The 25,857-nt window shown below is 73.9% G+C and carries 17 protein-coding genes and 1 pseudogene; 11 read left to right on the top strand and 7 right to left on the bottom strand.

All coding sequences use genetic code 11. The features are described from left to right. Positions 1-6 precede the first annotated feature (6 nt). The 5 genes from ACFUJR_RS08615 to ligD all read right to left on the bottom strand — a co-directional run bounded on the left by ACFUJR_RS08615 (position 7) and on the right by ligD (position 6,610). Positions 7-1,275 carry an ATP-binding protein gene (locus ACFUJR_RS08615; protein WP_383174167.1) on the bottom strand — a complete coding sequence of 423 codons (1,269 nt, stop codon included), beginning with the start codon at positions 1,273-1,275 and terminating at the stop codon, positions 7-9. After that, positions 1,272-2,060 (bottom strand): hypothetical protein, encoded by a 789-nt coding sequence (locus ACFUJR_RS08610; RefSeq protein ID WP_383174164.1) that lies wholly within the window; start codon positions 2,058-2,060, stop codon positions 1,272-1,274. Before ACFUJR_RS08610 ends, ACFUJR_RS08615 begins: the two co-directional genes overlap by 4 nt. 397 nt (positions 2,061-2,457) lie before the next feature. Next, the gene (locus ACFUJR_RS08605; protein ID WP_383174161.1) at positions 2,458-4,572 is read right to left on the bottom strand and encodes a PBS lyase; all 2,115 of its coding nucleotides are present in this window, start codon (positions 4,570-4,572) and stop codon (positions 2,458-2,460) included. A 239-nt stretch (positions 4,573-4,811) separates the two neighbouring features. Then, on the bottom strand, positions 4,812-5,729 hold the full coding sequence (locus tag ACFUJR_RS08600) for a DNA ligase (RefSeq protein ID WP_383174158.1): 918 nt from the start codon (positions 5,727-5,729) through the stop codon (positions 4,812-4,814). Then, positions 5,726-6,610: a non-homologous end-joining DNA ligase gene (gene ligD / locus ACFUJR_RS08595; RefSeq protein WP_383174155.1), complete on the bottom strand. Its 885-nt coding sequence runs from the start codon at positions 6,608-6,610 to the stop codon at positions 5,726-5,728. Before ligD ends, ACFUJR_RS08600 begins: the two co-directional genes overlap by 4 nt. A gap of 49 nt (positions 6,611-6,659) precedes the next feature. On the opposite strand from ligD, the gene ACFUJR_RS08590 reads away from it, so the two are divergent. Beyond that, positions 6,660-7,718: a Ku protein gene (locus tag ACFUJR_RS08590; protein ID WP_383174152.1), complete on the top strand. Its 1,059-nt coding sequence runs from the start codon at positions 6,660-6,662 to the stop codon at positions 7,716-7,718. A 103-nt stretch (positions 7,719-7,821) separates the two neighbouring features. On the opposite strand, the gene ACFUJR_RS08585 is transcribed toward ACFUJR_RS08590, so the two are convergent. Further along, positions 7,822-8,637 carry a hypothetical protein gene (locus tag ACFUJR_RS08585; protein ID WP_383174149.1) on the bottom strand — a complete coding sequence of 272 codons (816 nt, stop codon included), beginning with the start codon at positions 8,635-8,637 and terminating at the stop codon, positions 7,822-7,824. Positions 8,638-8,789: 152 nt separating this feature from the next. Between ACFUJR_RS08585 and ACFUJR_RS08580 the strand changes: the two genes are divergently transcribed. Beyond that, the gene (locus tag ACFUJR_RS08580) at positions 8,790-11,735 is read left to right on the top strand and encodes a BTAD domain-containing putative transcriptional regulator (RefSeq protein ID WP_383174146.1); all 2,946 of its coding nucleotides are present in this window, start codon (positions 8,790-8,792) and stop codon (positions 11,733-11,735) included. A 213-nt stretch (positions 11,736-11,948) separates the two neighbouring features. Here the strand turns inward: ACFUJR_RS08580 and ACFUJR_RS08575 are convergent, their stop codons facing one another. Further along, a complete protein-coding gene (locus tag ACFUJR_RS08575; protein ID WP_383174201.1) occupies positions 11,949-13,289 on the bottom strand; it encodes a hydrolytic protein in 1,341 nt (446 codons plus the stop codon). A 215-nt stretch (positions 13,290-13,504) separates the two neighbouring features. On the opposite strand from ACFUJR_RS08575, the gene ACFUJR_RS08570 reads away from it, so the two are divergent. From ACFUJR_RS08570 to ACFUJR_RS08530, 9 genes and pseudogenes are all read left to right on the top strand, one after another. Continuing rightward, positions 13,505-14,149, top strand: a complete 645-nt coding sequence (locus ACFUJR_RS08570; protein WP_383174143.1) for a response regulator transcription factor — start codon at positions 13,505-13,507, stop codon at positions 14,147-14,149. 115 nt (positions 14,150-14,264) lie between these two features. Continuing rightward, positions 14,265-17,450 (top strand): hypothetical protein, encoded by a 3,186-nt coding sequence (locus ACFUJR_RS08565; protein WP_383450286.1) that lies wholly within the window; start codon positions 14,265-14,267, stop codon positions 17,448-17,450. Then, positions 17,447-18,145, top strand: a complete 699-nt coding sequence (locus ACFUJR_RS08560; RefSeq protein WP_383178509.1) for a DUF4255 domain-containing protein — start codon at positions 17,447-17,449, stop codon at positions 18,143-18,145. The genes ACFUJR_RS08565 and ACFUJR_RS08560 overlap by 4 nt, the downstream gene beginning before the upstream one ends. Positions 18,146-18,198: 53 nt before the next feature. Next, on the top strand, positions 18,199-20,520 hold the full coding sequence (locus ACFUJR_RS08555) for an ATP-binding protein (protein ID WP_383178512.1): 2,322 nt from the start codon (positions 18,199-18,201) through the stop codon (positions 20,518-20,520). 319 nt (positions 20,521-20,839) lie between these two features. Beyond that, complete coding sequence (locus ACFUJR_RS08550) at positions 20,840-22,393, top strand: phage tail sheath family protein (RefSeq protein WP_383178506.1); 1,554 nt, start codon at positions 20,840-20,842, stop codon at positions 22,391-22,393. Between the two features lie 21 nt (positions 22,394-22,414). Continuing rightward, positions 22,415-22,855, top strand: coding sequence for a phage tail protein (locus tag ACFUJR_RS08545; protein WP_383178503.1), 441 nt, complete (start codon positions 22,415-22,417; stop codon positions 22,853-22,855). Beyond that, positions 22,852-23,367: a hypothetical protein gene (locus ACFUJR_RS08540; RefSeq protein WP_383178500.1), complete on the top strand. Its 516-nt coding sequence runs from the start codon at positions 22,852-22,854 to the stop codon at positions 23,365-23,367. Before ACFUJR_RS08545 ends, ACFUJR_RS08540 begins: the two co-directional genes overlap by 4 nt. Beyond that, positions 23,364-23,522: a DUF6760 family protein gene (locus ACFUJR_RS08535; RefSeq protein WP_018492281.1), complete on the top strand. Its 159-nt coding sequence runs from the start codon at positions 23,364-23,366 to the stop codon at positions 23,520-23,522. The genes ACFUJR_RS08540 and ACFUJR_RS08535 overlap by 4 nt, the downstream gene beginning before the upstream one ends. A gap of 9 nt (positions 23,523-23,531) precedes the next feature. Then, positions 23,532-25,857, top strand: a pseudogene (locus ACFUJR_RS08530) (hypothetical protein); the annotation flags it as partial.

The following is a 25,857-nucleotide window of genomic DNA, read 5'->3' as shown; positions in this document are numbered from 1 at the left end:
GTGCCGTCAGGGGTCGGTGAACGGCACGTACTCCGGCAGCGTCAGCCTCGCCTCGGCACCGCCGTCCGGCGCGTTGCCGAAGACCAGCTCCGCGCCGATCACTTCGGCCTGGCCGGCCGCGATCGTGAGCCCGAGGCCGTGCCCCTTGCCGCCGCTCTCGGTGCGGAACCGCTGCGGCCCGGACGCCAGCAGGTACTCCGGGTATCCGGCCCCGTGGTCCCGGACCGTGACGACGGGGCCGTCCACGGTAAGGACGACCGGCGGGGCGCCGTGCCGGTGCGCGTTGGCGACGAGGTTGCCGAGGACCCGCTCCAGGCGCCGCCTGTCCGTCTCGACCATCGCGTCCCGGAGGACCCGTACCTCCGTCTCGGTCCCGGAGGCCCGTACCACCCCGCGCGCGAGCGGCCCGAGATCGTGCGTCGCCAGGTCGACGGTCTCGTTGCGGGCGTCGAGCCGTGAGATCTCCAGAAGGTCCTCGGTCAGCCCGCGCATCGCCTTCACCCGGTCCCGTACCAGCTCCGACGGCCTCCCCTCCGGCAGCAGTTCGGCGGCGGCCGACAGGCCGGTCAGCGGGGTGCGCAGCTCGTGCGCCACGTCCGCGGTGAAGCGCTGCTCGGTCTGGAGCTTGCGCTGGAGCGAGGAGGCCATCGTGTCGAGCGCCCCGGAGACCGTCGCCACCTCGTCCTGCGGGCGTCCGGGCACCTTCGTCCGGGGGTCGTCCACGCGCGCGTCGAGATCGCCCGCGCTGATCCGCCGGGCCACCTGGGCCGTCAGATGCAGCCGCCGCGTCACCCGGGTGACCGCGAACGCGCCCACGAGCAGTGTCGCCCCGATCGCGAGGACCGAGGAGCCCACGATCGAGCGGTCGAGGCCGTCGATGATCTCCGTGCCGGTGGAGTAGTCCACCCGGACGGCGAGGGCGCGGCCGTCGGCCGGTCCCGCCGCCCACATCACCGGCCGGTCCCGGTACTCCCCGGCCATCGTGCCGCGCTCCCCATTCAGGGCGAGCGCGCGCAGCTCGTCCGGGAGGTCCTCGGGGTCGATCCCGGCGGCCCGGGGGAGCGGGTCGCCCGCCTCGTACGCCCGGGAGGCCGTGGTCAGCCGGGTGAGAGCCCGCTCGCGGAAGTCGTCCTCGGTCTGCCGGGACACGGAGGCATGGACGAGGGCGCCGAGCAGGGCGGCCAGGGCGCAGCACATGACGGTGATGAAGACCGCGGACTTCCAGGTGAGCGTCGCGGTCCAGGCGGGCAGGCGGGGCCGTCCGCGCGCGGTCACGGGGCCTCCCCGAAGGCGTCGTCGGTGTCGGAGGGCTCGGCGGAGGAGCCCGCCGGTCCGGGCGTGGGTGTCGGCTCGACGAGCCGGGGCTCGGGCGCCGCCGAGGCGGACGGGCCCGGCGGCTTGACGCGGACGATCTCGTCCCTGGCCGGGAGCATCGCGCCCCGCTGCTCGTCCCAGGACCAGGCCGTGCGGTACTCGTACCCCGGGATGCCGGCCGATGAGGCCCGTACGATCAGGTCCCGGCCCGCCAGCTCCACGCTGACCACCTGCTCGACGGTGGACATGATCCGGGTGAGCCCGCTGTTCCGGGCGAGATACACCCGCACGCCCACCTGCTGCTCGGGCATCCGGATGCCGACGATCAGCTCGTCACGGCCGTTGCCGGTCAGGTCCCGGTAGTACGGCTTCATGACCGGGCACGCCGCGGGCTCCGCCGTACACCGGTCGATCTGCCGCGCCGTCTCCTCGTACATGCCGTCGGCCCCGGAGTACGTGTCCGGGTGGGCCTTCGCCTCGGCGCGGACCACGGCCACGGCGTCCACCCGGTGGACGTCGTCGTCGGGGACGCCGATGCCCGGGACGGACTCGGTGTCGGTCTCGCCGTAGTCGAGCGGTGGTGCGGTCGCGGGCGGCAGATCGGGCCAGAGACGCACGGGTCCGACGGCGGTGGGCGTGGTGCCCGCGCTCCTCAGCTCGCCCTCGGTGTCGCAGCCGCAGAGCACGAGCGGCGCCGCCGCGGCCAGGGCCACGGCGGCGACGAGCGGCCGTCCGCGCGGTCTCACGCTGCTCCTCCGGGGGCGATCGGTTCGCTGCTCCACCAGGTCGGCGAAGAGGATGAGGTGGTCACTTCGGTGACCGTCCACGATCGGGCGCCACAGGTGATCAGCCGGAGTTCGGGACGGTCTGTCTTCCCGTAGACCATATTCGTAGGGAAGTACTTTTTGTCGACCTGCCCGGCCCGCAGGCGAGGAGGCCGTCACCGAGCGCGAGGGGGAGCGCCGAACCGACAAGAGGTCGCCGACGAGAGGTCGCCGACGGCGCGGGCGGTGACGGTGCCGCTCATCGAAGGCTCCGGACCCTCGGCGTGCGGAGTGATGGATCCGAAGCCGAATGTCCGCTGTCGCGGCCTTGCGACAGTGGCCCGTACGTGGTGCGACGATGCCGTCGCACCCCCGGTTCCTACCGCTCCATCCGGTCGAGCGCGGCGCGGCAGAAGGTGAGCAGCTTCTCGTCCTCGTAGACGTCATGGCTGCTGTAGCCGCTCTCACGCACGTTGTGGCGGCGCGGCCGGGCCAGTTCCGAACGGATCACCCACCGTGCCTCCACCGCCTCCGGCCCCATCTCCGCCAGGCACTCCGCGATCTCCACCCGCGCGTGCCGGTTCTCCTCCCAGGCGGCGAGCAGTACCGGCAGCGCCGCCGCCGTGTCCCCGGAGACCCGCCACAGGGCCGCCGCGCTGCGCACCCGTACCCACAGGTCCAGGGCCGTGAGCCCCGGGAGCAGAGCGGGCGCGCCGCTCGCCGCCGCCGGGCCGATCGAGCCCAGGGCACGGGCCGCCGCGCACCGGTCCGGAGCGGTGGCGTCCGGGCCCAGCCAGGCCACCAGCGCCGGCAGCACGGCCTCCCGGTCGCCCTCCACCGCCCAGAGTGTGAGCGCCGCCTGCGCCGAGACCGCCGCCGCCTCGCTCTCCAGCAGGGCCCGCGCGTCCGGGATCGCCTCCCGCGCCGCGGGCCCGAACGCGGCCAGCGTTCTCAGCGCCGCCTCCTGCACCCAGTCCCGCCGGTTCGACGGCGCCCCGCGCAGAACCCGCAGCACCTCGGGCATCGCCTGTACCCCCCGGACCGAGGCCAGGGCATGGAGCAGCGGCGCCGCGTGCTCGTACAGCCGGTCGTCGAGGTCGACGCGGGCCAGCCGGCGGCGCAGCAGCGGCGCGAGCGGCGCGGCGGCCGGACCCAGGGTCGGGACGGCGTACAGCAGATCGCGCCGGACCTCCGGCTCGACCAGGGCGCGGGCCAGCAGCGGTACGGCCCGCGCGTCCCCGGAGCGGGTGAGGGCGAGCAGGGCGCGGCCGCGCACGTCCGGTGCCCCGGGCGCGTCCTCCGGCCGATCGGCCCACTCCTCCCACTCGGGCCGCTCGGGCCGTCCCGGGCGCGCGGCCAGCCGGGCCGCGAGGGCGTCGGTCGCGGGGCCGGTGAGCTCGAACAGGCCCTCCAGGAACGAGGTGGCGGCCTCGCGCAGCCGGGGATCGGGGTCGGCGAGCTGCGTCCCGATCAGCCGCACCACCTCCTCGTACCCCCCGCGCCAGACCCGTATCAGACCGCCGCTCAGCCAGATGGCGTCCGCGCGCTGACACCGGTCCGGGCTGCGCAGCTGGGCGAGGATCAGTGCGATCCGGTCCTCGACACGGTCGTCGAGCGCGGTGTGCAGGGTGCGCATCAGCTCGTCGGTCCACGGGGTGGGGCGGCCCACGGCATGCTCCTCGAAGAGCTCGCGGACCTGCCCGGCGAACGTGGGCGTGGACGGCCGGGCGCTCTCCGCGGCGGCCGCCTCGGGCGGCGCGGTCCGCACCTCGTCGAGCAGCCGCGTCACGCGCTCCACCACGTCGTCCGGGATCTCGCCCGGCGCGCACCGGGCCAGCTGCGCGAGCGCCGCGAGCCGCAGGCCGGGTGCGTGGGCCGCGCGGGTGAGCCAGCCGAGCCAGTCGACGGTCTCGTCCCGCAGCGACTCGTGCCGCCGCGCGATCCGCCCGACCGCCTCCACCAGCGCGAGCCGCACCTCCGTGTCGCGCTCGACGGTCAGCCGCTCCCTCAGCAGGGACAGCACACCGGCCGGGTCCGGGTGCAGCGAGGCGAGCGCGCAGGGGGCGGCGAGCCGCACCTCGGGGTCCGGGTCGCCGACGAGCCCGAGGAAGACGTCGGCGCCCGCCGCGACCGCGGCCGCCGCCATGGCGTAGTTCGCGGCCGGGATGAAGTCCTCGTCGTCCGGGTCGAGTTCGTCGAGCTCCTCCTCGCCGCTCAGCTCGATCCCGCCGATGCTGGTCAGCAACTCGACGATGCCGCCCCGGTCCTGGACCTCCGCGTCGGCGACGAGTTCGAGCAGGAAGGGGATGCAGGCGAGAGTCGAGTCGTACACGTCCCCCTGGTGGTGCACCGAGCCGTACATGCCGTCGAGGGCGAGCTCCCGTTCGCCGGGGTCGGACGAGGCGAGTCCGCGCAGCATCCCCGGTACATCGTCGGCTGGTCCGTAGGCATGCCCCAACGAGGCCCAGTCGACCTCCTCGATCCCCGTCAGCATGCGGCCGCCGCCTTCCCCGTGAGCGCTGTACCAGGCAGCAAGTGTGCACCACCACACCGGGAACGAGGACCCGCTGACCGGACGCGGTCCCCGAAGGGCCCGCGAGCCGCTCGCTTTGCGCCATCTGCGGGAGCGGTACGCGGAGTTGCTCGCGCCGGTTCGAAAAGTGGCGTACGAGGAGTGCGGGAGAACGGGCGTACGGAGGGGGCACGGGCGCCCGCCGCACCGTCGCCGGCGACCTAGCCGTCGGACCGTACGCGCACGAAGCGGGCCGTCTCGTGCCGACCGGCCTGCTGCCGCAGTTCGACCGCCAGCGGGTCGGCGAGCGGGGTCACCGGGCCGTGCTCGGGATGCTCCACCGGGGCCCCGAGCCGGCCCGCTGCCAGCGCGGCGACCTCGCGGGCCTGCACCGGAGTCAGCTTCGGCGAGGTCGTCAGCGTACGGTCGTCGGGGAGGCGCACGAGCAGCGCCCGGGGCCGGTCCGCCGGGCCGACCAGGCCGAGGAGCGTGCCGTCGAGGGTGTCCGCGTGCCGCACCTTCCGCCACGCCCACGTCTCGCCCGCCCGGTACGGCGAGCGCAGTGCCTTCGCCACGATCCCCTCGACGCCCACGGCCCGCAGATCGCGGAACCAGCCCCGCGCGGTCTCCTCGTCCAGCGTCGCGAGCACGGGCTGCACGGGCGGCCCGACGTCGCTCAGCGCGACGCCCAGCAGCTTCCAGCGCTCGACGAGCGGCAGCGGCCGGACGTCCCGGCCGGGGAGGGCGAGGACGTCGAAGGCGATGTACGAGACCGGCACGCCGGCCTGTCTGCGGTCGGCGTGCGAGCGGAGCAGGTCGGTGAAGCTCAGCCGCCCCTCGCGGTACGCGCACAGCTCACCGTCCAGGACGACCCCGGCCGGCAGCCGGGCGCCCAGATGCGCCGCGATCTCGGGAAACTCCCGGGAGAGGTCCCGGTGCGAGCGCGACTGCAGGAAGACCCTGCGGTCCTCGAGGACGAAGGCGAGGGCGCGGAAACCGTCGAGTTTGAGGGAGTACTGCAGGCCCCCCGGCGTGCTTCCCTGCGCCGGGATCTCGTCGGCCGGGCGCGGGCGCATCACGTCGACCGGCGGACGCAGGACGGGGCCCTCCGCGGGCCCGGGCCGGGGGGCGGCGGTCATGGCAGGACCCCTGTCCGGTCCGGGTCGAAGAGCGGCCCGAGCAGGTCCCCGTACCGCTCCAGACGTGGCGCGATGTCGTCCATCAGCAGCACGAGCCGCTCGGGCGCGTCGCACGCCTCGACCTCCTCCCAGGTCACCGGCGCGGAGACGGTGGGCCGGGTGCGGGCGCGCAGGGTATAGGGGGTCGCGGTGGTCTTGGCGGCCGCGTTCTGGCTGAAGTCGACGAAGACCTTCCCGGGCCGCAGCGACCGCGTCATCCGGTGGACGACCAGCGCCGGATGATCCGCCTCCGCCTGGACGGCGAGCTGCTTCGCGTACGCCGAGACCTGGTCGGACGGGGTCGGCTCCAGTGGTACGAGCAGGTGCAGGCCCTTGGCGCCGGAGGTCTTGGCGAAGGCCTCCAGGCCGTCCGCGGCGAGCCGCTCGCGCAGCCAGAGGGCCACCCGGCAGCAGTCCACGACGGTGGCCGGCGGCCCGGGGTCGAGGTCGAGGACGAGGCGGTCGGCGACGGCCTGCGAGCCGGCCCGCCACTGCGGGGTGTGGAACTCCACGACCAGGTTCGCCGCCCACATCAGGGAGGCGAGGTCCTGGATCACGACCTGCCGCGCGCGCGGGTCGCCGGAGCGGGGCACGGGGGTGGTCTTCACCCAGGCGGGTGTGCCGGGCGGCGGGTTCTTGGTGAAGAAGAGCTGCCCGTCGGGGCCGTCCGGATAGCGCAGGAAGGAGACCGGGCGATCGCGCAGATGCGGGAGGAGCGCGGTGCCGACGGTGGCGTAGTAGTGCAGCAGCTCGCCCTTGGTGGTGCCGGTGGAGGGGTGGAGGACCTTCTCCAGATTGCTGAGCGCGAGGCGCCGCCCCTCCACCTCCGTGATGGGCGTCATACGATGAGAATCCCACGAATCAGGAAGTGTCGTGCGAAAGGGATGAAACGTGCGATCCATATGGAACGGCGCTATTTCCTTCGGTCTGGTGAGCATCCCGATCAAGCTGGTGAACGCCACCGAGAGCCGGTCCGTGTCCTTCCGCCAGATCCACGCCGCCGACGGCGGCCGGATCCGCTACCGCAAGGTGTGCGAGCTGGACGGCGAGGAGGTCTCCCAGGCGGAGATCGGCAAGGCTTACGAGGAGTCCGACGGGACGATGATCCCGATCACGGACGAGGATCTGGCGGCGCTGCCGTTGCCGACGGCGAAGACGATCGAGATCGTGGCCTTCGTGCCGGCCGGGGAGATCGACCCGCTCCAGATGGACGCCGCGTACTACCTCTCGGCGAGCGGGGCACCGGCCGCCAAGCCGTACACCCTGCTGCGCGAGGCGCTCAAGCGGAGCGACAAGGTGGCGGTCGCGAAGTACGCGCTGCGCGGGCGCGAGCGGCTCGGGATGCTCCGGGTCGTGGACGACGTGATCGCGATGCACGGGCTGCTCTGGCCGGACGAGATCCGGGCGCCCGAGGGGGTGGCCCCGGAGACCCCCGTCTCGGTACGGGACGCGGAACTCGACCTGGCGGACGCCCTGATGGCGACCCTCGGCGAGGTGGACATCACCACGCTGCACGACGACTACCGGGAGGCCGTCGAGCAGATGATCGCCGCCAAGGCGGAGGGCGGCGCCGCGGTGGCGCCCCCGGAGCCCGAGGCGGCGGGCGGCGGCCAGGTCATCGACCTGATGGCGGCCCTGGAGGGCAGTGTCCGCGCGGCGAAGGAGGCGCGCGGGGAGGGTGGCGGGGTCGCCGGTGTGACCGAGCTGCCTGCCCGCAAGACCTCCTCCCGTACGCCGAAGGAGACGGGCGCGCGGAAGTCCACGTCGAAGGCGGCGGCGAAGAAGGCGGCCCCGGCCCGCAAGTCGACGTCGGAGACGGCGGGGTCCGGGGCGGCCGGCGGCAAGGCGGCGGCGAAGAAGTCGACGGCCAAGTCGACCGCGAAGAAGACGGCGGCGAAGAAGACGACGGCGTCCACGAAGAAGGCGACCCCGCGCAAGCGGTCGGCGTAGTCGCGAGGCGGTGCCCCGGAACGCGGGCGCCGCGACCCGCCCGCCGCTCCCGGCGCCGCGACCCGGCCGCCCCCGAGGCGCGCCCGCCCCCGAGGCCCGGGCGTCAGCTCTTCAGCAGTTCCCGCAGCGACCCCTTCATCGCGGTCACGAACGTCTCCCGCTCCGCCTCGCCCACCAGGTCGAGCGAGAGGTACGGATTGAGGTCCTCCAGCTCCACGAGCAGCAGTTCCCCGCCCGGCGCCCGGCAGGCGTCGACGCGCTGGATGCCGTACTCCAGGCCGTTCCAGTCCACGAACCGCCGCGCGAACGCGAGGTCGTCGGAGGTCGGCTCGTACCGCTCCAGCCTCCACCGGGCGTCCGGGTCGGGCGCGTACAGCGCGTACTGGAAGGCGTGCCCCACGAAGTAGAACGAGACCTCGTACGTGAACGGGATCCGCGGCTGTACGAGCATCCCGGCGGGGTCCACGTCCTGGAGCGCCGCCCGCTCCACGAACCGCAGGCCGACCGAGTCCGCCCCGAGGATCGGCTTGACGACGTACTCCTCGGCCTCCGGCAGCCGTGCGAACTCCTCGCGCCGGCCCGCCGTGGGAATGACCGGAAATCCCTCCCTCGACAGCTGGAGGAGGTAGTCCTTTCCAGCCATGTCGCCCTTCCCGGTGAGCGAGTTGAACACCCGCACGCCGCCCTCGCGCGCGGCGCGGGTGAAGGCGTCGTACGCCTCCTGGTAGTGGAGGACGGGCCCGCTGTTGCGCACGACGACGGCGTCGAAGCGGTCCATCAGCGCGGCCGCGTCGAGCGGATGGCAGAGCGCGACGCCGAACTCCTCGCGCAGCCGTCCGGAGAGCCAGATGTCCTCGTCGCAGTAGCGCCGCCCGCGCGCCTGGTAGCCGAGGTCGGTGACGTAGAGAAGCGTTTCCATGGGTGGTCCCCTCTGCCCCGGTTCGCGTTCGGTGGCCGGATCGCCACAGGTTACGTGACGGAAACACGCTGCGGTCAGCCTTAACGGGTTCGCCTCCGCCGACACTTAACGTGAGCGAACGCGGGTGCGAAAAGCGAGAGGTGAGGCGGCAGATGCACTACCGGATCCTGGGACCGGTGCGGGTGTGGCGGGGAGACGCCGAACTGGCCCTGGGGCCCCCGAAGCAGCAGGCCGTGCTGGCGCTGCTGCTGGCGAGGGCGGGAGAACTGCTCACACCCCAGGAGGTGATCGATGCCCTCTGGGAGGAGCCGCCCGGCAGCGCGGTCAACGTCGTGCACCGCCATGTCGGGGCGCTGCGCAGGCTCCTGGAACCCGAACTGCCCAGCCGGACGGCCGCGAGGCGCCTGCTTCGGGGGGCCGGCGGCTACCGGCTGCGCGTCGAACCGGGGGAGCTGGACCTGCTGCGCTTCCGGTCCCTGCGCGAGGACGCCGGCCGGGCCACGGCGGACGGCGACCGCGACAAGGCGGTGTCGCTCCTCGTCGACGCCCTCGGGCTGTGGGGAGGTCCCGCCGGTGCGGGCCTGCCGACGGGCGTGGCCGCGCATCCCCTCTTCACCGCGCTGAACCACGAGTACCTGGCCACCGTCAAGGAGGCCGCCGACCTCGCCCTGGTGGCCGGGCACACGCAGGCGACGGAGCGCGCCCCGGCGACCGAGCACGTCCCGGCGGCGCGGCAGGCCGACGTCGAGCGGGTACTGACGCTGCTCGAACAGGCCACGCACCACTACCCGTTCGACGAGGCGCTGCACGCCAGGCTCGTCACCGCGCTCGCGGCCCTCGGACGGCAGGCCGAGGCGTTGGCCGTCCACCAGTCCGTCCGCTCCCGGCTCGTGGCGGAGCTCGGCGTCGATCCGGGTCCTGAGCTGCGCGCCGCTCACCAACGCGTCCTTCGGCAGACCGTGCCCGTCGTGGCCCGCGCCGTGGACCCGCGGGGCGACGCGGCGGAACCGGAGACCCGGCCGCCCGCACCCGCGTTCCTGCCCGCCCAACTCCCCTTCGACATACCCACCTTCGCCGGGCGCCGGGCCGAACTGGCCCTGTCACGGGAGCTGCTGGAGGCTACCGACGGCACGGAGGGCGCCACCGGATCCGGCGTGGCGCCGGCGATCGCGGCGATCAGCGGCATGGCCGGCGTGGGCAAGACCACGCTCGCCGTGCACTGGGCCCACCGCGTGGCGCACCTCTTCCCGGACGGTCAGCTCTACGTGAACCTCCGTGGCTTCCACCCCACCATGGCCCCCCTCGGCGCGCCCGACGTCATGCGGGAGGTGCTCTCGGCGCTCGGGATCCCGCCCCAGCGCGTCCCGGAGAACCCGCAGGCCCTCCCTGCCTTCTACCGCAGCCTTCTCGCGCCCCGCCGCATGCTGATCCTGCTGGACAACGCCCGGGACTCCGAGCAGGTCAGGCCCCTGCTCCCCGGCACCCCCGGCTGTCTGACCCTCATCACCAGCCGCCACCGCCTCGACGGGCTCGTCGTCACCCACGCCGTCCGCTTCCTCGGTCTGGACGTGCTCTCCCGCGCGGAGGGTTTCGAGTTCCTGACGCGGCGGCTCGGCCTGGACCGGGTCGCGAGCGAGCCCGAGGCCGCCGGGGACATCGTCGAGCTCTGCGGCCACCTGCCGCTCGCCCTCGCGATCGTCTGCGCCCGCGCCCTGCTCAACCCCGGGTTCGCCCTGGAGGCGATCGCCACGGAACTGCGCACCACCCGTGGCAGTCTGGACTCCTTCTCCGGCAGTGACGCGAGCGCCGACGCCCGGAGCGTCTTCTCCTGGTCCTACCGTGCTCTCACCCCGCCCGCCGCCCGCCTCTTCCGGCTGCTCGGCGGAGCGCACGCGGGGCCGGAACTCTCCGTTCCCGCCGCCGCGAGTCTCGCGGGGGTGCCGGTACGGGAGGCCCGCCGCCAGATCGCCGAACTGCTGGAGAGCCAGCTGCTCCTGGAGGAGGCGCCGGGCCGCTACTCCTGCCACGAACTGCTGCGTGCGTACGCCGGGGAGCTGAGCCGGGAACAGGACGACGAGGCGGAGCGGGCACGGGCCCGGCGACGGCTGGTCGAGCACCATCTGCACAGCGCGTGGGCGGCCGACGCCCTCCTCGCCCCGTACCGGGACCGGGTTCCCCTGCCGCCCCCGGGGGAGGGCGTGGTACCGGAGCAGCTGACCGGCGAGACATCGGCCGCGCAGTGGCTGCACCGGCAGCGCCAGGTCCTGCTCGCGGCCGTGGAGACCGCCGCCGCGGACGGCGACGACGGCGAAGGTCTCTGCTGGCGGCTGGCCGCGACGCTGGAACTCTTCCTGGACCGGGCCGGTCGCTGGGAGGAGCAGCGGGTCATCCAGGAACGGGCCCTGCGCGCCGCCCGCCGGGCCGGCGACACCACGGGCGAGGCGTACATCCTGCGCGCGCTGGGATTCGCGTACTGCAGGCTCGGACTGTACAAGGAGTCCCACAACACGCTCTCGCAGGCGCTCGACCGCTTCACCGCCACCGGCGAACGGGACGGAGAGGCGGCCGCCCACCGCAACCTGGCGTTCCTCAGCAACGCGCGGGGGCGGCACGCGCGGGCGCTGGATCACTACCGGCTGGCGTCCGCCCTCTACGAGGCCTCCGGACACCGCACGGGTGCGGCGGCCGTGCTCAACGAGATCGGCTGGACCCACATCCTCACCGGCGCCTACGAACAGGCGCTGGACGACTGCGGCAGAGCCGTCCTCCTGCACCGGCGGAACGGGAACCGGAACGGCGAGGCCGCGGCCTGGGACAGCGTCGGCTACGCCAGACACCACCGCGGTGAACACGCGGAGGCGCTCGACGCCTACGCGCGGGCGATCGCCCTCTACCGCGAGATCGGGGACCTCAGCCTGCAGGCCGACACCCTGGCGCACCTGGGCGACAGCCACGCGGCCGCGGGTGACCCCGTCGCCGCGACCGTCGCCTGGCGCGAAGCCCTGGAACTCTTCGAGCACCTGGGGCATCCCGACGCCGAGCAGGTCAGGGAGCGGCTCGCCGAGCGGGACCCGCTCGCGCCGCCGGAGCCGTGCTGAAGCGGAACGTCACTTTTTCGGCACTGGACCCTGCCTACCCTGCCCCTGAAACCGCTCTCAGAGAATCGGGTCGTGGCCAACGATCAGGACTGGTCACGCCGTTCCCCGACGCGGACAACAGAAGACCGGCAGAGGCGATGGGTTCAGGACGAACCCATCAGTCCGGTCTTCCCGTTCACGAAACCGAGAACAAAGATGTGTTTACGTTCCGCTTCACGGCCGCAGGTCGCGGAGCACACCACTGACATTCAGCACGGCGTGGCAGCCGGACGCCTGCCGCCCGGTTGCCGGAGTACCCGGCTTCGCGCAGGTCACTTCCGCGGTCACGGTCGAGTTCTCGGGGATTTCGATGGGGGTGACCCAGTGGTAGTCCTGATTCCGGAAAGTCTCCAGCGCGATCGTGGTGATCTTCCGCTCCCCGAACGAGATCGTGATGACACCCTCGTCACCCTGGAAGTTCGCCACGACCATGTCGGTGACCCCGAACACCTTCCCCGGGGGCACCTGATACGTCCCCGCCTTCTTGCCGCCCGCGCCCGTCTGGACGTCGATGGTGGCCGAACTCTGCTGACCGGGACCGGATCCGGCACGGCCCGTACCGGACCCGCCGTCGCCCTGCCCACCGCCGGAACCCTGGTCCTGCCCTCCGGTCTCGTCGCCCGGCTTGGCCTGCGCCTTCTGCTTCTCGGCCGCCTCCTGCTGCTTCGCGGCCTCCTCCTTCTGCGCGGTGGTCGCGGCCTCCTTCGCGGCGCTGCGCACCGCCGGCGTGACCAGGGCGAACCAGGCGACCAGCAGCGCCATCAGCACCGCGAGCAGAATCAGCAGCCACTTCGGCAGGACCGGAAGCTGGACGAACTCGCCCTCGACGACGCCCGACACGGCGGGCTCACCGCCGCTCTCCGGGCTCCACGAACTCTGCGCGGACCCCGAGGTCTTGGCGATCCCCGGCGCGTCCGCACCGGCCTCGACCGCCTCGACCGCCTCCGCCACCTCGATCTCGAAGGGGTGGCTCACCGGCTCGCCGAACCAGATCAGCGGCCGGACCCCCGCCTTCAGCGCGACCTCGGCGGACTCGCCGGGCTCAAGACGCTTCCGCTGCGGAGTGGTGCGCAGGCTCAGCTCCTCCCCGGCCTGCCGGCCGGAGAGAGCGAGCGACACGGGCGTGTTCCCCTGGTTCCGCAGGGCGATCCGGTAGCGCGCTCCGCGCCAGCCGCGCCGCCGACGGGGTGCGAGCTCCTGACGAACCTCCCGGAAGGCCCCCACACGCACCGTGGTCTCCGGGACCGTCACGTTCTCCGGATGCTCCACGGGCAGGACCCGCACACCGAGCGGCTTCTCGCCGGCGCGGACCTCGGGGGAGCGCGGCGGGGCCAGCCGCACCGTCACCGTCTCGGAGGTGCCGGGATAGAGCGAGACACGGGCCGGCTCGACGGTGCTCCACGCGGCGCACTCGCCGACCACCGTGAACGTGTACGCCTCGACGATGTCGCTGTCGTTGCGGACGTTCAGGGTGGTCGTCGCCTCGCCGCCGGGCGAGACCGTCACGGTCGGCATTTCGAGTTCGGCAGAAGTGGTCACGCAGGGAACCTAGGCCGCCGACGTGCCCTTCTCCAGGGGCGTCGGGGCCAACGACCGGGCAGCCCGGATGCCCCCGCGGACCAACGCCGCACGGCCACGCGCCACATCTGAACACCCGCCGGCCGTAGACCCGCCGGCCGGCGGACGACCATGAAACGGGTGGGACGAAACATGAATCGGGTGGGACGAACGTGACGAACAGCGATCAGTGCAATTCCAGGGTGTCGGTCTCGGTCTACGCCGAAGACCTGATCCTCCAGGCGGGAATCGCCGAACAACTGCGCAGACGCCCCGAGGTGGAGCTGCTGGCCGAGGCGGACGCCGACCGGGCCAGGGCCACCCTGGTGGTGGTGGACACGGTCGACGACTCCACCGTGCAACTGCTGCGCCGCCTCCAGCGCAACACCGCCACGAGCACCGGGCTCGTCGTCGGACGGTTCGAGGCAGGCGCGCTCCAGACGGTGATCGAATGCTCGGTCGCCGCCGTACTGCGCCGCGCCGAGGCCGACCAGGACCGCCTCGTGCACCTGGTGACGGCGCTGGCCAAGGGGGAGGGCGTCCTCCCCGGCGACCTGCTGGGCAAGCTGCTCGCCCATGTCAGCAGCCTCCAGCGGACGGTCCTCGACCCGCGCGGGCTCACCCTCTCCACGCTGACGACACGTGAGGCCGACATGCTCCGGCTGGTGTCCGAGGGCTTCGACACCGTGGAGATCGCGCAGAAGACCTCGTACTCCGAACGGACCGTCAAGAACGTGCTGCACGAGGTCACCACCCGGCTCCAACTGCGCAACCGCGCCCACGCGGTCGGCTACGCGATGCGGCACGGACTCATATGAATGCCCGAAAGAGCAGCGGACGCTTCCCCCGGCACGGGTACTCGCGCCCTGGCACCGCCCGAGCCGGGCTGTGACGCTCGACGACGGTGAACCGCTCCCAGACTGTGAGGTGGACGTGATCGGCACCCCCGGCCCGCTGGGCCGTATCAGGCTGGGCAGACTGCCCGTCGCCGTGGCGCTGATCGTGCCCCTGCTCGCGGTGAGTTCACCCCGTGCCGCCACCCCCGCCGCCGCGCCCGCCCGCGCGGCGGCGGCCGCCGACGAGACCGGCCGCATCGCCTTCGCGGGCACCGAGCACCGCTCCATGGGGCGCGTCACCGGCAACCCGGCCACGAGTGAACCGCTGCTCGGCAAGGGCCCGGCCCACTACGACACCGAGGCCTCTGCCCGCGGGGACCAGGTCGTCTTCACCAGCCTGCGCGACGGCACCCGTCCCCAGGTGTACCTGCGGGACGCCGCCGGGGGCATCCACAAGCTGACCTCCGACCGCGACGCGGCCAACCCCGAACTCACCCCGGACGGACGGTCCGTGGTGTTCGACTCCGCCGAACCCGGCATCGGCGGCACCCAGCGCGACCTGTGGATCGTGGGTACGGACGGGTCCGGGGCCCGCCGCCTCACCGAGACCCCCGCCAACGAGACCGCTCCCACCGTCTCGCCGGACGGCGCGAGGATCGCGTACGCGACCGACGCCGACCCCCTGCGCGGACGGCAGATCCACCGCCGTCAGCTGGCCGGCGGAGCATCCGAGCGGATCAGCGACGGTCCGGCAGGCGAAGCCGACGACCCCGCCTGGAACCCCGTCGACGACACCGTCAACCGCGACCTCGTCGCCTACACCCTCACCCTCGCCCCCGGCGGTCAGGAGACCGGCTCCCGGCTGCGCGTCACCGCAGGCCGGGGCGCGGACGGCCCGCTCCTCTCCGGGGAACAGGCGGGCTGGAACACCCGGGCCGCCGCCTGGCAGCCCGACGGCGACACCCTCCTCTTCCTCAGCATCAACGGCCCCTGCGGCTGCACCAACCCGTACGACACCGTCTACCGGGCCGTCGCCCACTCCACCACCAGGGCGGAGGCCGTGCTCTACGAGGACCGTGCCGTCGACTCCCCGACCTGGCTCGGCCCGCAGAACGGCGGCTCCGTCGTCGTCACCCGCACCACCGCCGAGGCCCGCAACCACGCGTACCTCCAGGACGTACGGCCCGACGGCTCCGACCCGCGCGACCTCGGCGTCAAGATCCTCCTTGAGGACCCCGCCGCACGGACCACCACCGATCCGGCGGCCGACCCGCTCTTCAACCCGGCCAAGGGCTACGACCCGTGGACCCAGCGGCAGAGCTACACCCCCGACGGCCGGCGGATCGTCGTGTCCCGCTTCCGGGGCGACTCCGAGACCGGCCGGACCGAACAGATCTGGCTCACCGACGCCGACGGCACCGACCCCGCCCTCGTACCGCTCGCCGGACGGGGCGAGAAGGACTGGGACACCGACCCCGCCTTCTCGCCCGACGGCAGACTTCTCGCCTTCACCCGCACCTCGCCCGGCGGCGTCGGCACGGCCTCCGGCCCCGGCCGTATCCTCGTCGCGAACGCCACGACCGGCGCACTCGTCGGCGAAGTACGCCCGCCCGCCGGACAGAACGGCGGCGACGCCCAGCCGACCTGGTCCTCGGACGGCACGACCCTCGCCTTCACCCGCAACCAGGTCATCGACGGCGTGGGCGGCAACAAGCACATCTGGACCGTGCCCGTGAAGGCTCTCGACCAACAGCGGAACCTGAGCGCCGAACTCTGCCCCGGCAACTGCCAGGTCATCGACGACAGCCCCGCGTTCTCGCCCGACGGCAAGCGCCTCGCCTTCAACCGCAAGGACGGGGGCGGCCGGGTCAACGCGCGCAACAGCGTCCTCATGACCGACCTCACCGACGGCCGCTGCCAGGTCCTTCTGCCGACGGGCCGGAGCGGCGATTCCGACGCATGTCGGCGGGAGGTCCCCGACACCTCCGCCACCGGCCCCTTCCAGCCGCGTGACGTGGCCTGGTCCCCGGACGCGAGCCGGCTCGTGTTCAGCTCCCGCCGCGCCCTGGCGCCCAACTCGCCGGAGGCCCTGTCCACCGTCGAGCTCGCCACCGGCGCCGTCACGTCCCTGACCGGTGCCCTTCCGGGCCGCCAGAAGGAGCCCGCGTACCAGCAGTCCGTGAACCTGACGGTCACCGCGCCGCCCGCCGCGGACCCGGTGACCGAGGGCGAGACCGGCACGGTGACCGTGACCGTCACCAACCAGGGGCCCTCCGCCGCGCCCGGCACGACCTTCACCGCGGCCGTTCCGCCCGGCGTACGCCTCGACGCGCTGACCCCGTCGAAGGGGCGGTGCGAGCCCGGGTCCCCGCAGTGCGACCTCGGCGTCCTCGCCCCGGGGGAGAGCGTCACCGTCCTCGTGCGGCTGACCGGCGTGACCCCCGGCGACCAGCTGATCGACTGGTCCGTCACCGGCGCCGTGATCGACCGCAGCCCGTCCGACAACGCCACCCGGACCCTCGTCCCCGTCGACGACGCCCCGGCGCCCCCGACGCCGACCCCGACCCCGTCCACACCGACGCCGACGCCGATACCCACGCCGACCCCGCCGAGGCCCGTCCCGCCGCCGCCCGCGCCCGAGGCAGGCCCCGCGCTGACCCTCACCGCCCAGCCCGAACCGGGGTACGTCGGAGGCCGCGTGGTCCTCACGTACACCGTCCGCAACGGCCGTGAGGCGCTGGCCACCGGTATCTCCCTGCGGCTCGGTCTCCCCCGCGGCATCCCGGCGGGGAAGGCCCCCGCCGGGTGCGTCGACGGCGTGTGCGCCCTCGGCGACCTCGCGCCCGGAGCCTCCACCGTCGTCACGATCGTCCTGTACCCGGACAAGGCGATCACAGCCACCGCCGACGGCCGGATCACCACCTCCGGCACCGACGCCGACGCGTCCGACAACGCCGACCGGCTGCGGATCCGGATCCTCCAGCCGAAGATCGTGGCCCTACCGGCCGTCGGCAAGCCCGGCTTCGTGACCTCCGTGCGCGGCAAGGACTTCCCGCCCGGCACCCCCGTCACGCTGAGCTGGAAGCCGGGCATCACCGCCGCGGCCGTGCCCACCGTCCCCAAGGCGGACGGAACGTTCATCGCCCAGCTCCTGATCCTCGCCAAGGACGAGACGGGACCGCGCACGATCACCGCCAAGGGCGCCGGGTTCTCGCCGGTCACCACACCCTTCCTGGTCGTCACCGGCAACGTCGCCCCGCCCGACGAGGTGGCGCGCCGGTGATCCACGAAGTCGACGAGGGGCTGCGCCTGCTGCTCACCCAGTCCGGCCTGACCGAGAGCGGGGTCGACCTGGTCTTCGACCCGCCCACCCGTGAGTGGGCGGCGCGCCGCAACGCCCCGACCGTCAGCGTCTTCCTCTACGACATCAGGGAGGACGTCGAACGGCGCCGGACCGGCAGGCTCGAGGAGTACGACGACACCGGGCGGATCGTGGCGTACCGCACCCCGCCGCGCTGGTTCGACCTCACCTACCTGGTCACGGCCTGGACCAACCGGCCCCAGGACGAGCACCGGCTGCTCTCCGAGGTGCTGCGGTGCATGGCCCGCACGGACGTGCTGCCCGCCCGGCTGCGCACCGGCACCCTGGCCGAGCTGGGCCTCGCCGTCCCCATCGAGGTGGCCGGCGGCGGCACGCAGGGCCGGTCGGCCGGAGACGTCTGGTCCGCCCTCGGCGGCGAGCTGAAGGCCGCGATCGACCTCAGGGTCCTGGCTCCGCTGGCGGGCGAGCTCATCGACGCCGCGCCGCCGGTCACCGAGGGGATGGAAGTACGCGTCACCCCCGCGGCCGACGACACACCGTCGGGCCCCGGCCGGCGCCTGCGCTACGACGGTGCCGGCGACCCCGGTCCGCAGGGCTTCGCCATCCCGCGCGACAGACCCCAGCCGACTCGCCGCCACCGGGGGCCCGTCCGGTGATCCAGGACGACGTACGGACGTACGCGGTGGCGGAGGCGGAGGCGGACGTGGACGTGGAGACGGACGTCGGGGAGGACGGGGCCGGAGGAGGGGCCGGGGATCCGGCCGGGCTCGCCCACCTCTGGGAGCGGCTGGCCCGGGTCGAACTGCGGGTCCGCGACGCGGTGGCGTCCCGCCACGCGACCGACCCGGCACCGGACGACCCGTACCGGGGCCAGTACCTCACCCCGGAGGGCGCGGAGCGGCTTCTCCGCGCCCCGGCCGCCTACCACCCGGGTACGGACCCCGCCGCCGCTCCGGCGGACGCGCCCCCGGTATCCCCCGGGTCCCGGCTGCGCCGCCTCGCCGAGGACTTCGGACTCCTCCCGCTGGACGAGGAGTTGCTGCTCGTCGCCCTCGTCCCCGATGTCGACGCCCGATTCGAGGCGCTCTACGGCTACCTCAACGACGACCTCACCCGGCGGCGCCCGACCATCGGCCTCGCCCTCGAACTGAGCGGGGAACCCGTCGCCGGCCCGGGGCGGTTCCGTTTCTCCACGGCCGCGCCCCTGGTGCGCGGCGGTCTCCTTGAGATCACGGAACCCGACCGTCCGCTCCTCTCGCGCACCCTGCGCGTCCCCGACCGGGTCGCCGCACATCTGCTCGGCAACGACGAGCCCGACGGCAGGCTCGCGGGACTGGTCGACACGGGCGCGTACGCCCCGGGGCCGTACGACGAGACGGTGCTGCGCGTGGCGGCGGCAGCCGCCCCCGGCACCGGCCCGGTCCACCTCCAGGCCCGGGGCGGCGACGCCGGCCGGGCCGCCGTCGAGGCGCTCACCGCCGCGGGCCGCCGGCCTCTGGTCCTCGACGTCGCCGCGCTCACCACGGACCCCGAGGCGGCCCGCCTGCCGCGGCTCCTCGCGACCGAGGCCCGGCTCTCCGGCGGTGGCATCGTCGTCGGACCGCTCGAAGCCCTCGAACCCGAACGCCCGGAGCGGGCCCGCTGGTTGCGCGACCTGTGCGCCGCCGCGGCGGGTCTCCCGCTGATCACCCACGGTTCGAAGAACTGGGACCCGCTCTGGTCCCGGCACAGCCCGGTCCCCTTCACCGTCGGCCCGCCCGCCCCCGGACGCAGGGCGGCGCAGTGGCGCCAGGCCCTGACGGACGCGGCGGCCGCCTCTGTACCCTCCGCGGTCTCCCGGACCTCTGTACCCTCCGCGGTCTCCGGGGTCTCCGGGGTCTCCGGGGTCTCCGGGGTCTCCGCGGTCTCCGGGGTCTCCGGGGTCTCCGGGGTCTCCGGGGTCTCCGGGGTCTCCGCGGTCTCCGGGGCCTCCGCGCCCTCCGGGGCCTCCGGGGCCGAGGTCCCGCACTCGGCTCCCGTAACCCTTCCGGACGACGACGCACTCGACGCGGCCGTCGCCTCGTACCGCCTCGACGCCGAGCAGGTACGCAAGGCCGCGACGGTCGCCGTCCGCACGGCGGTCGCGCAGCGGCGGCCCGTCGTACCGCAGGACCTGCGGACCGCCGTACGTGCCCAGAACGGCGCGGGCCTCGAACGCCTCGCCCGTCGCATCGACCCCGCCGTCGGCTGGGACGACCTCGTCCTGCCCCCGCCCACCCGTCGCCAGCTCGGTGAACTCGCCCTGCGCGCCCGCCATCGTGACCAGGTGCTCGGCCGCTGGCGGATGCGTCCCGGCGGCGGGCGCGGACGCGGCGTGATCGCCCTGTTCGCCGGCGAGTCCGGTACGGGCAAGACGATGTCCGCGGAGGTCGTGGCCGCCGAACTGGGCATGGAGCTCTACGTGGTGGACCTTTCCACGGTCGTCGACAAGTACGTCGGCGAGACGGAGAAGAACCTGGAGCGGATCTTCGTCGAGGCCTCGGACATCAACGGAGTCCTGCTCTTCGACGAGGCGGACGCGATCTTCGGCAAGCGTTCCGAGGTGAAGGACGCGCACGACCGCCATGCCAACGTCGAGTCGGCGTACCTGCTCCAGCGCATGGAGTCCTTCGACGGCATCGCGGTCCTCACCACCAACCTCCGGGCCAACCTGGACGAGGCGTTCACCCGCCGCATCGACGTGATCGCCGACTTCCCCATGCCCGACGCGCGGGAGCGGCTGGCGCTGTGGGACCGCTGCCTGGGCCCCGAGATGCCCCGGGGCGACGACCTCGACCTGCCGTTCTGCGCCGACCGCTTCGAGCTCGCGGGCGGCTCGATCCGCGCCTGCGCGGTGACGGCGGCCTACCTCGCGGCCGAGGCGGGCCGGCCGCTCGGCATGTCCCAGCTCGTCTCCGCCGTGCTGCAGGAGTACCGCAAGCTCGGGCGCCTGGTCCTGGAGAGCGAGTTCGGCCCCTGGCTGCGGAGCGGACAGGCCCTGACGGCGGGCTGACCGGCGGCGGCCCGACGGGACGGGACCAGGGCCGGACGAGGGGCGACCGGCGGGCCGGCGGACGGGACCAGGGCCGGACGAGGGGCGACCGGCGGAGCGGCGGACGGGACCAGGGCCGGACGAGGGGCGACCGGCGGAGCGGCGGACGGGACCAGCGCCGGACGGGGGCGACCGGCGGGCCGGCCTGCCGGTTCGCCCCCTCCGACCTGCCCGTTCAGGCAGAGCCGTTGCCCTCCGCCGGGGACCTGGGGGCCTATGACCAGGCATGTCGGGGCGATGAGACTCGGTGGTGACCCAGTGGCCACTTGAAGGAGCGAGTATGCCGTCGTACCTCACCCCGGGCGTGTATGTGGAGGAGGTGCAGTCCGGTGCGCGGCCGATCGAAGGAGTCGGCACCGCGGTCGCCGCCTTCGTCGGCTTCGCGGAGCAGGGGCCCTTTCACCGGCCGACGTTGGTGACCAACTGGGACCAGTACGTCCAGACGTTCGGCGGCTTCACGACCGGCACCTACCTCGCCCACGCCGTCTACGGCTACTTCGCCAACGGCGGTGGCACGGCGTACGTCGTCCGCGTCGGCGGCCCGGCGGCCGACCAGGCCGACGACGGCCGCTCCGCCGCCCTCCAGGCGCCCCGGCCCACCGCGCTCGGCGGCTTCCTGCTCTCGGCCCGCCCCGGCGCCGGAGCGGACGTCTCCGTCGAGATCGCCGACGCCGACGGCGAGAACCCGCCGGAGGACAAGTTCAGACTGCTGGTCCGCCAGGGCGGCAAGGTGGTGGAGACGTACGACGCCTCCGTCCGCAAGAACGTCAAGGGCTATCTGCTCAACCAGGTACGCGAGTCGAAGCTCATCGAGGTCGCCGAGCAGCCCGGCACGGCGCAGACCCGTCCCGAGAAGCAGACCGTCACGCTGGCGGCCGCCCCCGCCGCGACCCCGGCGGCCACGGCCCCGGGCGGCGTCGCGCGGATCGACCCCACCGAGTACGTCGGCGACTCCGCCGCCCGCACCGGCTTCGCCGGTCTGGAGGCCATCGACGAGATCACCATGGTCGCCGTACCCGACCTGATGGGCGCCCACCAGCGCGGCGAGATCGACGCCGAGGGTGTCAGGACCGTCCAGCTCGCGGTCATCTCCCACTGCGAGCAGATGGGCGACCGCGTCGCGGTCCTCGACTCCCCGCCGAGCATGAACGCGCAGCAGATCCGTACCTGGCGCCAGGACGAGGCCGGTTACGACTCCCGCTACGCCACCCTGTACTACCCCTGGATCTCGGTCTTCGACCCGGCCACCGGCCGCAACACGACCGTGCCGCCCAGCGGCCATGTCGCGGGTGTCTGGGCGCGCAGCGACGGCGAGCGCGGTGTGCACAAGGCCCCGGCGAACGAGGTCATCCGCGGCGCCGTCGACCTGGACGTCCGGCTCACCAAGGGCGAGCAGGACCTGCTCAACCCGATCGGCGTCAACTGCGTCCGCGCGTTCCCGGGCCGGGGCATCCGCATCTGGGGCGCCCGCACCCTGTCTTCGGACCCGGCCTGGCGCTACCTCAACGTCCGCCGGCTCTTCAACTACCTGGAGGAGTCCATCCTCCTGGGCACCCAGTGGGTGGTCTTCGAGCCGAACGACGACCGGCTGTGGGCGAGCATCCGGCGGAACGTCACCGCCTTCCTCACCGAGGAGTGGCGTCGGGGCGCGCTCTTCGGTCGGACGGCGGCGGAGGCGTTCTACGTCAAGTGCGACCGCGAGAACAATCCGCAGGAGTCCGTCGACCTCGGCCAGGTGGTGTGCGAGATCGGCGTCGCACCCGTCAAGCCCGCCGAGTTCGTGATCTTCCGGCTCTCGCAGTTCTCCGACAGCACCAGCCTCGTCAACGAGTAACAGGAAAAGGTGAAAGCAGTCATGGCAAAGGGCGACGCTCTTTCCACTCATGTCTTCGGCGTGCAGCTGGGCGGCTACATGGTCGAGTCGATCCAGGAGATCAGCGGCCTGTCGTACGAGGAGGACGTGGTCGAGGTCCGCCAGGTGACCCCCGACGGCAAGCTGCTCATCCGCAAGCAGCCGGGCGCGCGCCAGGCCGGCGAGGTGACGATCACCCGCGGCATGGACAAGAGCACCGAGTTCACCAAGTGGGTCAAGGAGACGCTGGAGAACGGCGCGGTCGACTCGGCCCGGCAGAACCTCACGATCGAGGTCAAGGACGCCGCCGGCGAGACCGTCCGCCGCATCCAGCTCCTGCAGGGCTGGGCGAGCAAGTGGGAAGGGCCCTCGCTCAAGGCCGGCGAGTCCAGCGCCGCCACCGAGACGGTGACCATCACCTTCGAGGAGATCGTGATCGAATGAGGCGCAGGACGGTCACCTCGGGCGGCCTCGAAGAACTCCTCGAAGCCGCCTCGTCCGCCGAGCGCGCGGCGGCCGCCACTCCGGCGGCCGCCCCGGCCCCGGCGGCGGCCCCGCCCCCGCCGGCGGCGCGGCAACGCGACCAACTCCAGACCGAGTTCACCTTCGAGCTGCCCCGCGGGTACGTCGACGACGAGGGCACGGTCCACCGCACCGGCACCATGCGGCTCGCGACCGCCCGGGACGAGCTGCGTCCGCAGATCGACCTGCGGGTGAAGGAGAACCCGGCGTACCTGAGCGTGGTCCTGCTCAGCCAGGTGATCACCACGCTCGGCACGATCACCGACGTCCACGCCGGAGTCGTCGAGCGGATGTACGCGACCGACGTCGCCTTCCTCCAGGACTTCTACCGGCGGATCAACAGCGAGGGGCACACGCACGCCGCGGTGACCTGCCCCCACTGCCAGGGCGACTTCGAGGTGGACCTCTCGGGCGGGCGCCTGGGGGAATCGTGACGTACGCCCTTCCCCGGCTGCGGGAGGAGATCGCGTACGTCGCCTACCACTTCCACTGGCAGCGCGAGGACATCCTCGACCTCACCCACGCCGAGCGACAGCAGTGGGTGCGGGAGATAGCGCGGATCAACACACGGGTGAACGAGGGCGGGTGAGGTGAGGGCATGGGCTTCTGGGACAGGTTCCGACGGGGCGGCGGCGCGCAGGCGCCCGCCGCGCCCGAGCCGCACGACACGGCCGCCGCGCCGGAGGTGCCGGCCGGGCGCCCGGACTGGGACGGCGGCTGGCGCGAGGTGGCCCCGCCGTCGGTCACGATCGCGCGCTCGGCCCTGGGCGTCAGCGACGGACTGCGCTTCCGCTCGGGCCTCGCAGCCTGGCAGAACCCCACGTTCACCTCGGGACTCGGTCACGGCCTCATGCCGTCCGCGCCCGTCGGCCTGATCCACGGCGTCGCCCGTCCCGCCACCGGCCCGCGTACGACCACGGTCGAGGGCGGCGGCCCGCTCCTGCTGCGCGCGGTGCGGGACGCCGACGCCGACGCCGACACCGGGACGCACGTCCAGCCGGGGTCGGCGACGCCGTCGCAGGGTCCCCAGCACGCGGTCCAGCGGCGAACCGGGACACCGGCTCCCGCGGCCGTACCCGCGCGGAGCCCGGAGCGGTCCGAGACCGCCGACCCGCTGGTCGTCTCCCGGCGGACGGGAGCCGAGCCCGGTACCCCGACGCCGCCCGCCGCCCCCCGGCGGGCGGCGTCGGCTTCCGGGCACGCGGCGGAGGGTGGGTCGTCGGCCGCCGCGCCTGTGCTGGGCGCGGATTCCGGGGCGTCCGACGGGCTGACGGTGTCGCGGCGGACGGTGGACGCGAGTGGAAGCGGCTCCACGGCGGCGGCGACCGACCCGCTGGTCGTCTCCCGGCGGACGGGAGCCGAGCCCGGTACGGGTCCGTCCCCGGCCACCCCCGCGACGACCGGGGCGCCCAAGAACTCCGCGACCGCCGCACCGAGCGCTTCGGCCACGCCGATGAAGCCGGCCACGCCTCACACCTCGACCGCGTCCAACGGGCCGGGTGCGCGCAGCGACTCGGCCGGGCGCGACGCTTCGGCCACGTCAGCCAGGTCGGGCACGCGCAGCGACCCGGCCACTCCTCACAGGCCGGCCGGGCCCGGCCGAGACGCGGCCACGCCCACCGCCTCGGCCGGCCCCGGCACCTCGGCCACGCCTCACCGGCGGGCTGTGCCCGACGCCTTGGCCACGCCCGACGCCTTGGCCACGCCGAAAGCCTCGGCCGCGCCGAAGGCAGCGGTCACTCCCAACGGCGACGCGGCCACGCCCGACGCCTCGGCCGCAGACGCCGGCCCGCTGCCGCGCCATCCTTCAGCCGCGGCCCGGACCCTCGGTACCGGCACCGGCATGCCGACGATCCTCCGGCGCACGGAGCCGGCCGCACCGGCCCGGCCCGATGCGAACGGGCCCACCGTCCTGCCCGTCGTCGGGTCGCGCCCGGACCCCTCCGGCGACCCCGCGGGATCGACCGCTACGGAGCGGGCCCCCGGGACCCCCGAATCGTCCGCCACCCCCCGGCGGACCCGGCCGGCACCTGTCCGGCCACGCCCGGTCGGCACGTCGTTGGTCGTGGCCAGGCGCCCGGCGGTCGCACCGCGCGTGCTCGCCGTGGTACCGCCGAGCGCACCGGCCACGACCGCCGACCGGGCGCCCAAGCCGGACCCCGAGAAGAGTTCCGTACGAGAGGAGTCGGCACCGCCCGCGAGGGCGGACCGGAGCCCCCGTACGCCCGCCGCACGGCCCGGCCTGGGCGAACCGCTCGCCGAACTCCCGGTCACGGCACGGCGTACGGACCTCACGAACCCGACGGCCCCGGCTCCCGCGCGGGCGAGCGAGGCACCACCGCTGCCCGTCATGAGGCGCGTGACGGAGGCCGACGCGACGACCGGTCCGAGGCCCACGACGCGTTCCGGTCTCGGTGCCCCGCTGCGAGAGCTCCCCCCGACGGCCACCCCTGCGGCGCCCCTGCTCGGCGGCCCCGCCCCGACCGCTCGCCCCGAGCGGCGGCCGGCCACGCCCACGGACCGCAGCTCCGTCCAGCGTGACGTGGCGCACCCGGGCGACGCCCCGGCGGTCCCGGCGGGAACTTCCGTAACCCCGGTCTCCAGCTCGTCTCAGCGGCCTTCGGATCCGCCGACCCCGCCGAGCCTGCCGATCCCGCTGGTCCAGATGGCTCGTACCGGCGGAAGGACGACGGGCCCGGCGGGGCCCACCGCGCCCCTCGGGGACGCTCAGTCCCGACCGGCGGTCGGGCGGACCTCCGCCCCCGTCACCGCCGTCCAGCGCGCGCGCCGGCTCCTCGCCGACCGTCCGCTCGTCGTCAGTACGGGCGTGCCCGAAGGTTTCTCGGCGCAGCCCGGCCCCACGTCCGCTTCCGCGTCCGCTCCCGTGCAACGTGCGAAGGCCCGGCCCGACGCGACCCGGACGC

It is taken from the genome of Streptomyces sp. NPDC057271, assembly GCF_042668715.1.
Lineage (GTDB): Bacteria > Actinomycetota > Actinomycetes > Streptomycetales > Streptomycetaceae > Streptomyces.
Note: the sequence above shows the minus strand (reverse complement) of the source record. Positions and strands in the feature narration are given on the sequence as shown.

What these genes read in the sequence shown, in the direction of transcription:
- ACFUJR_RS08605 (WP_383174161.1), bottom strand. Translation starts at nt 4,572, where the DNA reads ATGCTGACGGGGATCGAGGAGGTCGACTGGGCCTCGTTGGGGCATGCC.
- ACFUJR_RS08600 (WP_383174158.1), bottom strand. Translation starts at nt 5,729, where the DNA reads ATGACCGCCGCCCCCCGGCCCGGGCCCGCGGAGGGCCCCGTCCTGCGT.
- ligD (WP_383174155.1), bottom strand. Translation starts at nt 6,610, where the DNA reads ATGACGCCCATCACGGAGGTGGAGGGGCGGCGCCTCGCGCTCAGCAAT.
- ACFUJR_RS08585 (WP_383174149.1), bottom strand. Translation starts at nt 8,637, where the DNA reads ATGGAAACGCTTCTCTACGTCACCGACCTCGGCTACCAGGCGCGCGGG.
- ACFUJR_RS08580 (WP_383174146.1), top strand. Translation starts at nt 8,790, where the DNA reads ATGCACTACCGGATCCTGGGACCGGTGCGGGTGTGGCGGGGAGACGCC.
- ACFUJR_RS08575 (WP_383174201.1), bottom strand. Translation starts at nt 13,289, where the DNA reads ATGCCGACCGTGACGGTCTCGCCCGGCGGCGAGGCGACGACCACCCTG.
- ACFUJR_RS08550 (WP_383178506.1), top strand. Translation starts at nt 20,840, where the DNA reads ATGCCGTCGTACCTCACCCCGGGCGTGTATGTGGAGGAGGTGCAGTCC.
- ACFUJR_RS08545 (WP_383178503.1), top strand. Translation starts at nt 22,415, where the DNA reads ATGGCAAAGGGCGACGCTCTTTCCACTCATGTCTTCGGCGTGCAGCTG.
- ACFUJR_RS08540 (WP_383178500.1), top strand. Translation starts at nt 22,852, where the DNA reads ATGAGGCGCAGGACGGTCACCTCGGGCGGCCTCGAAGAACTCCTCGAA.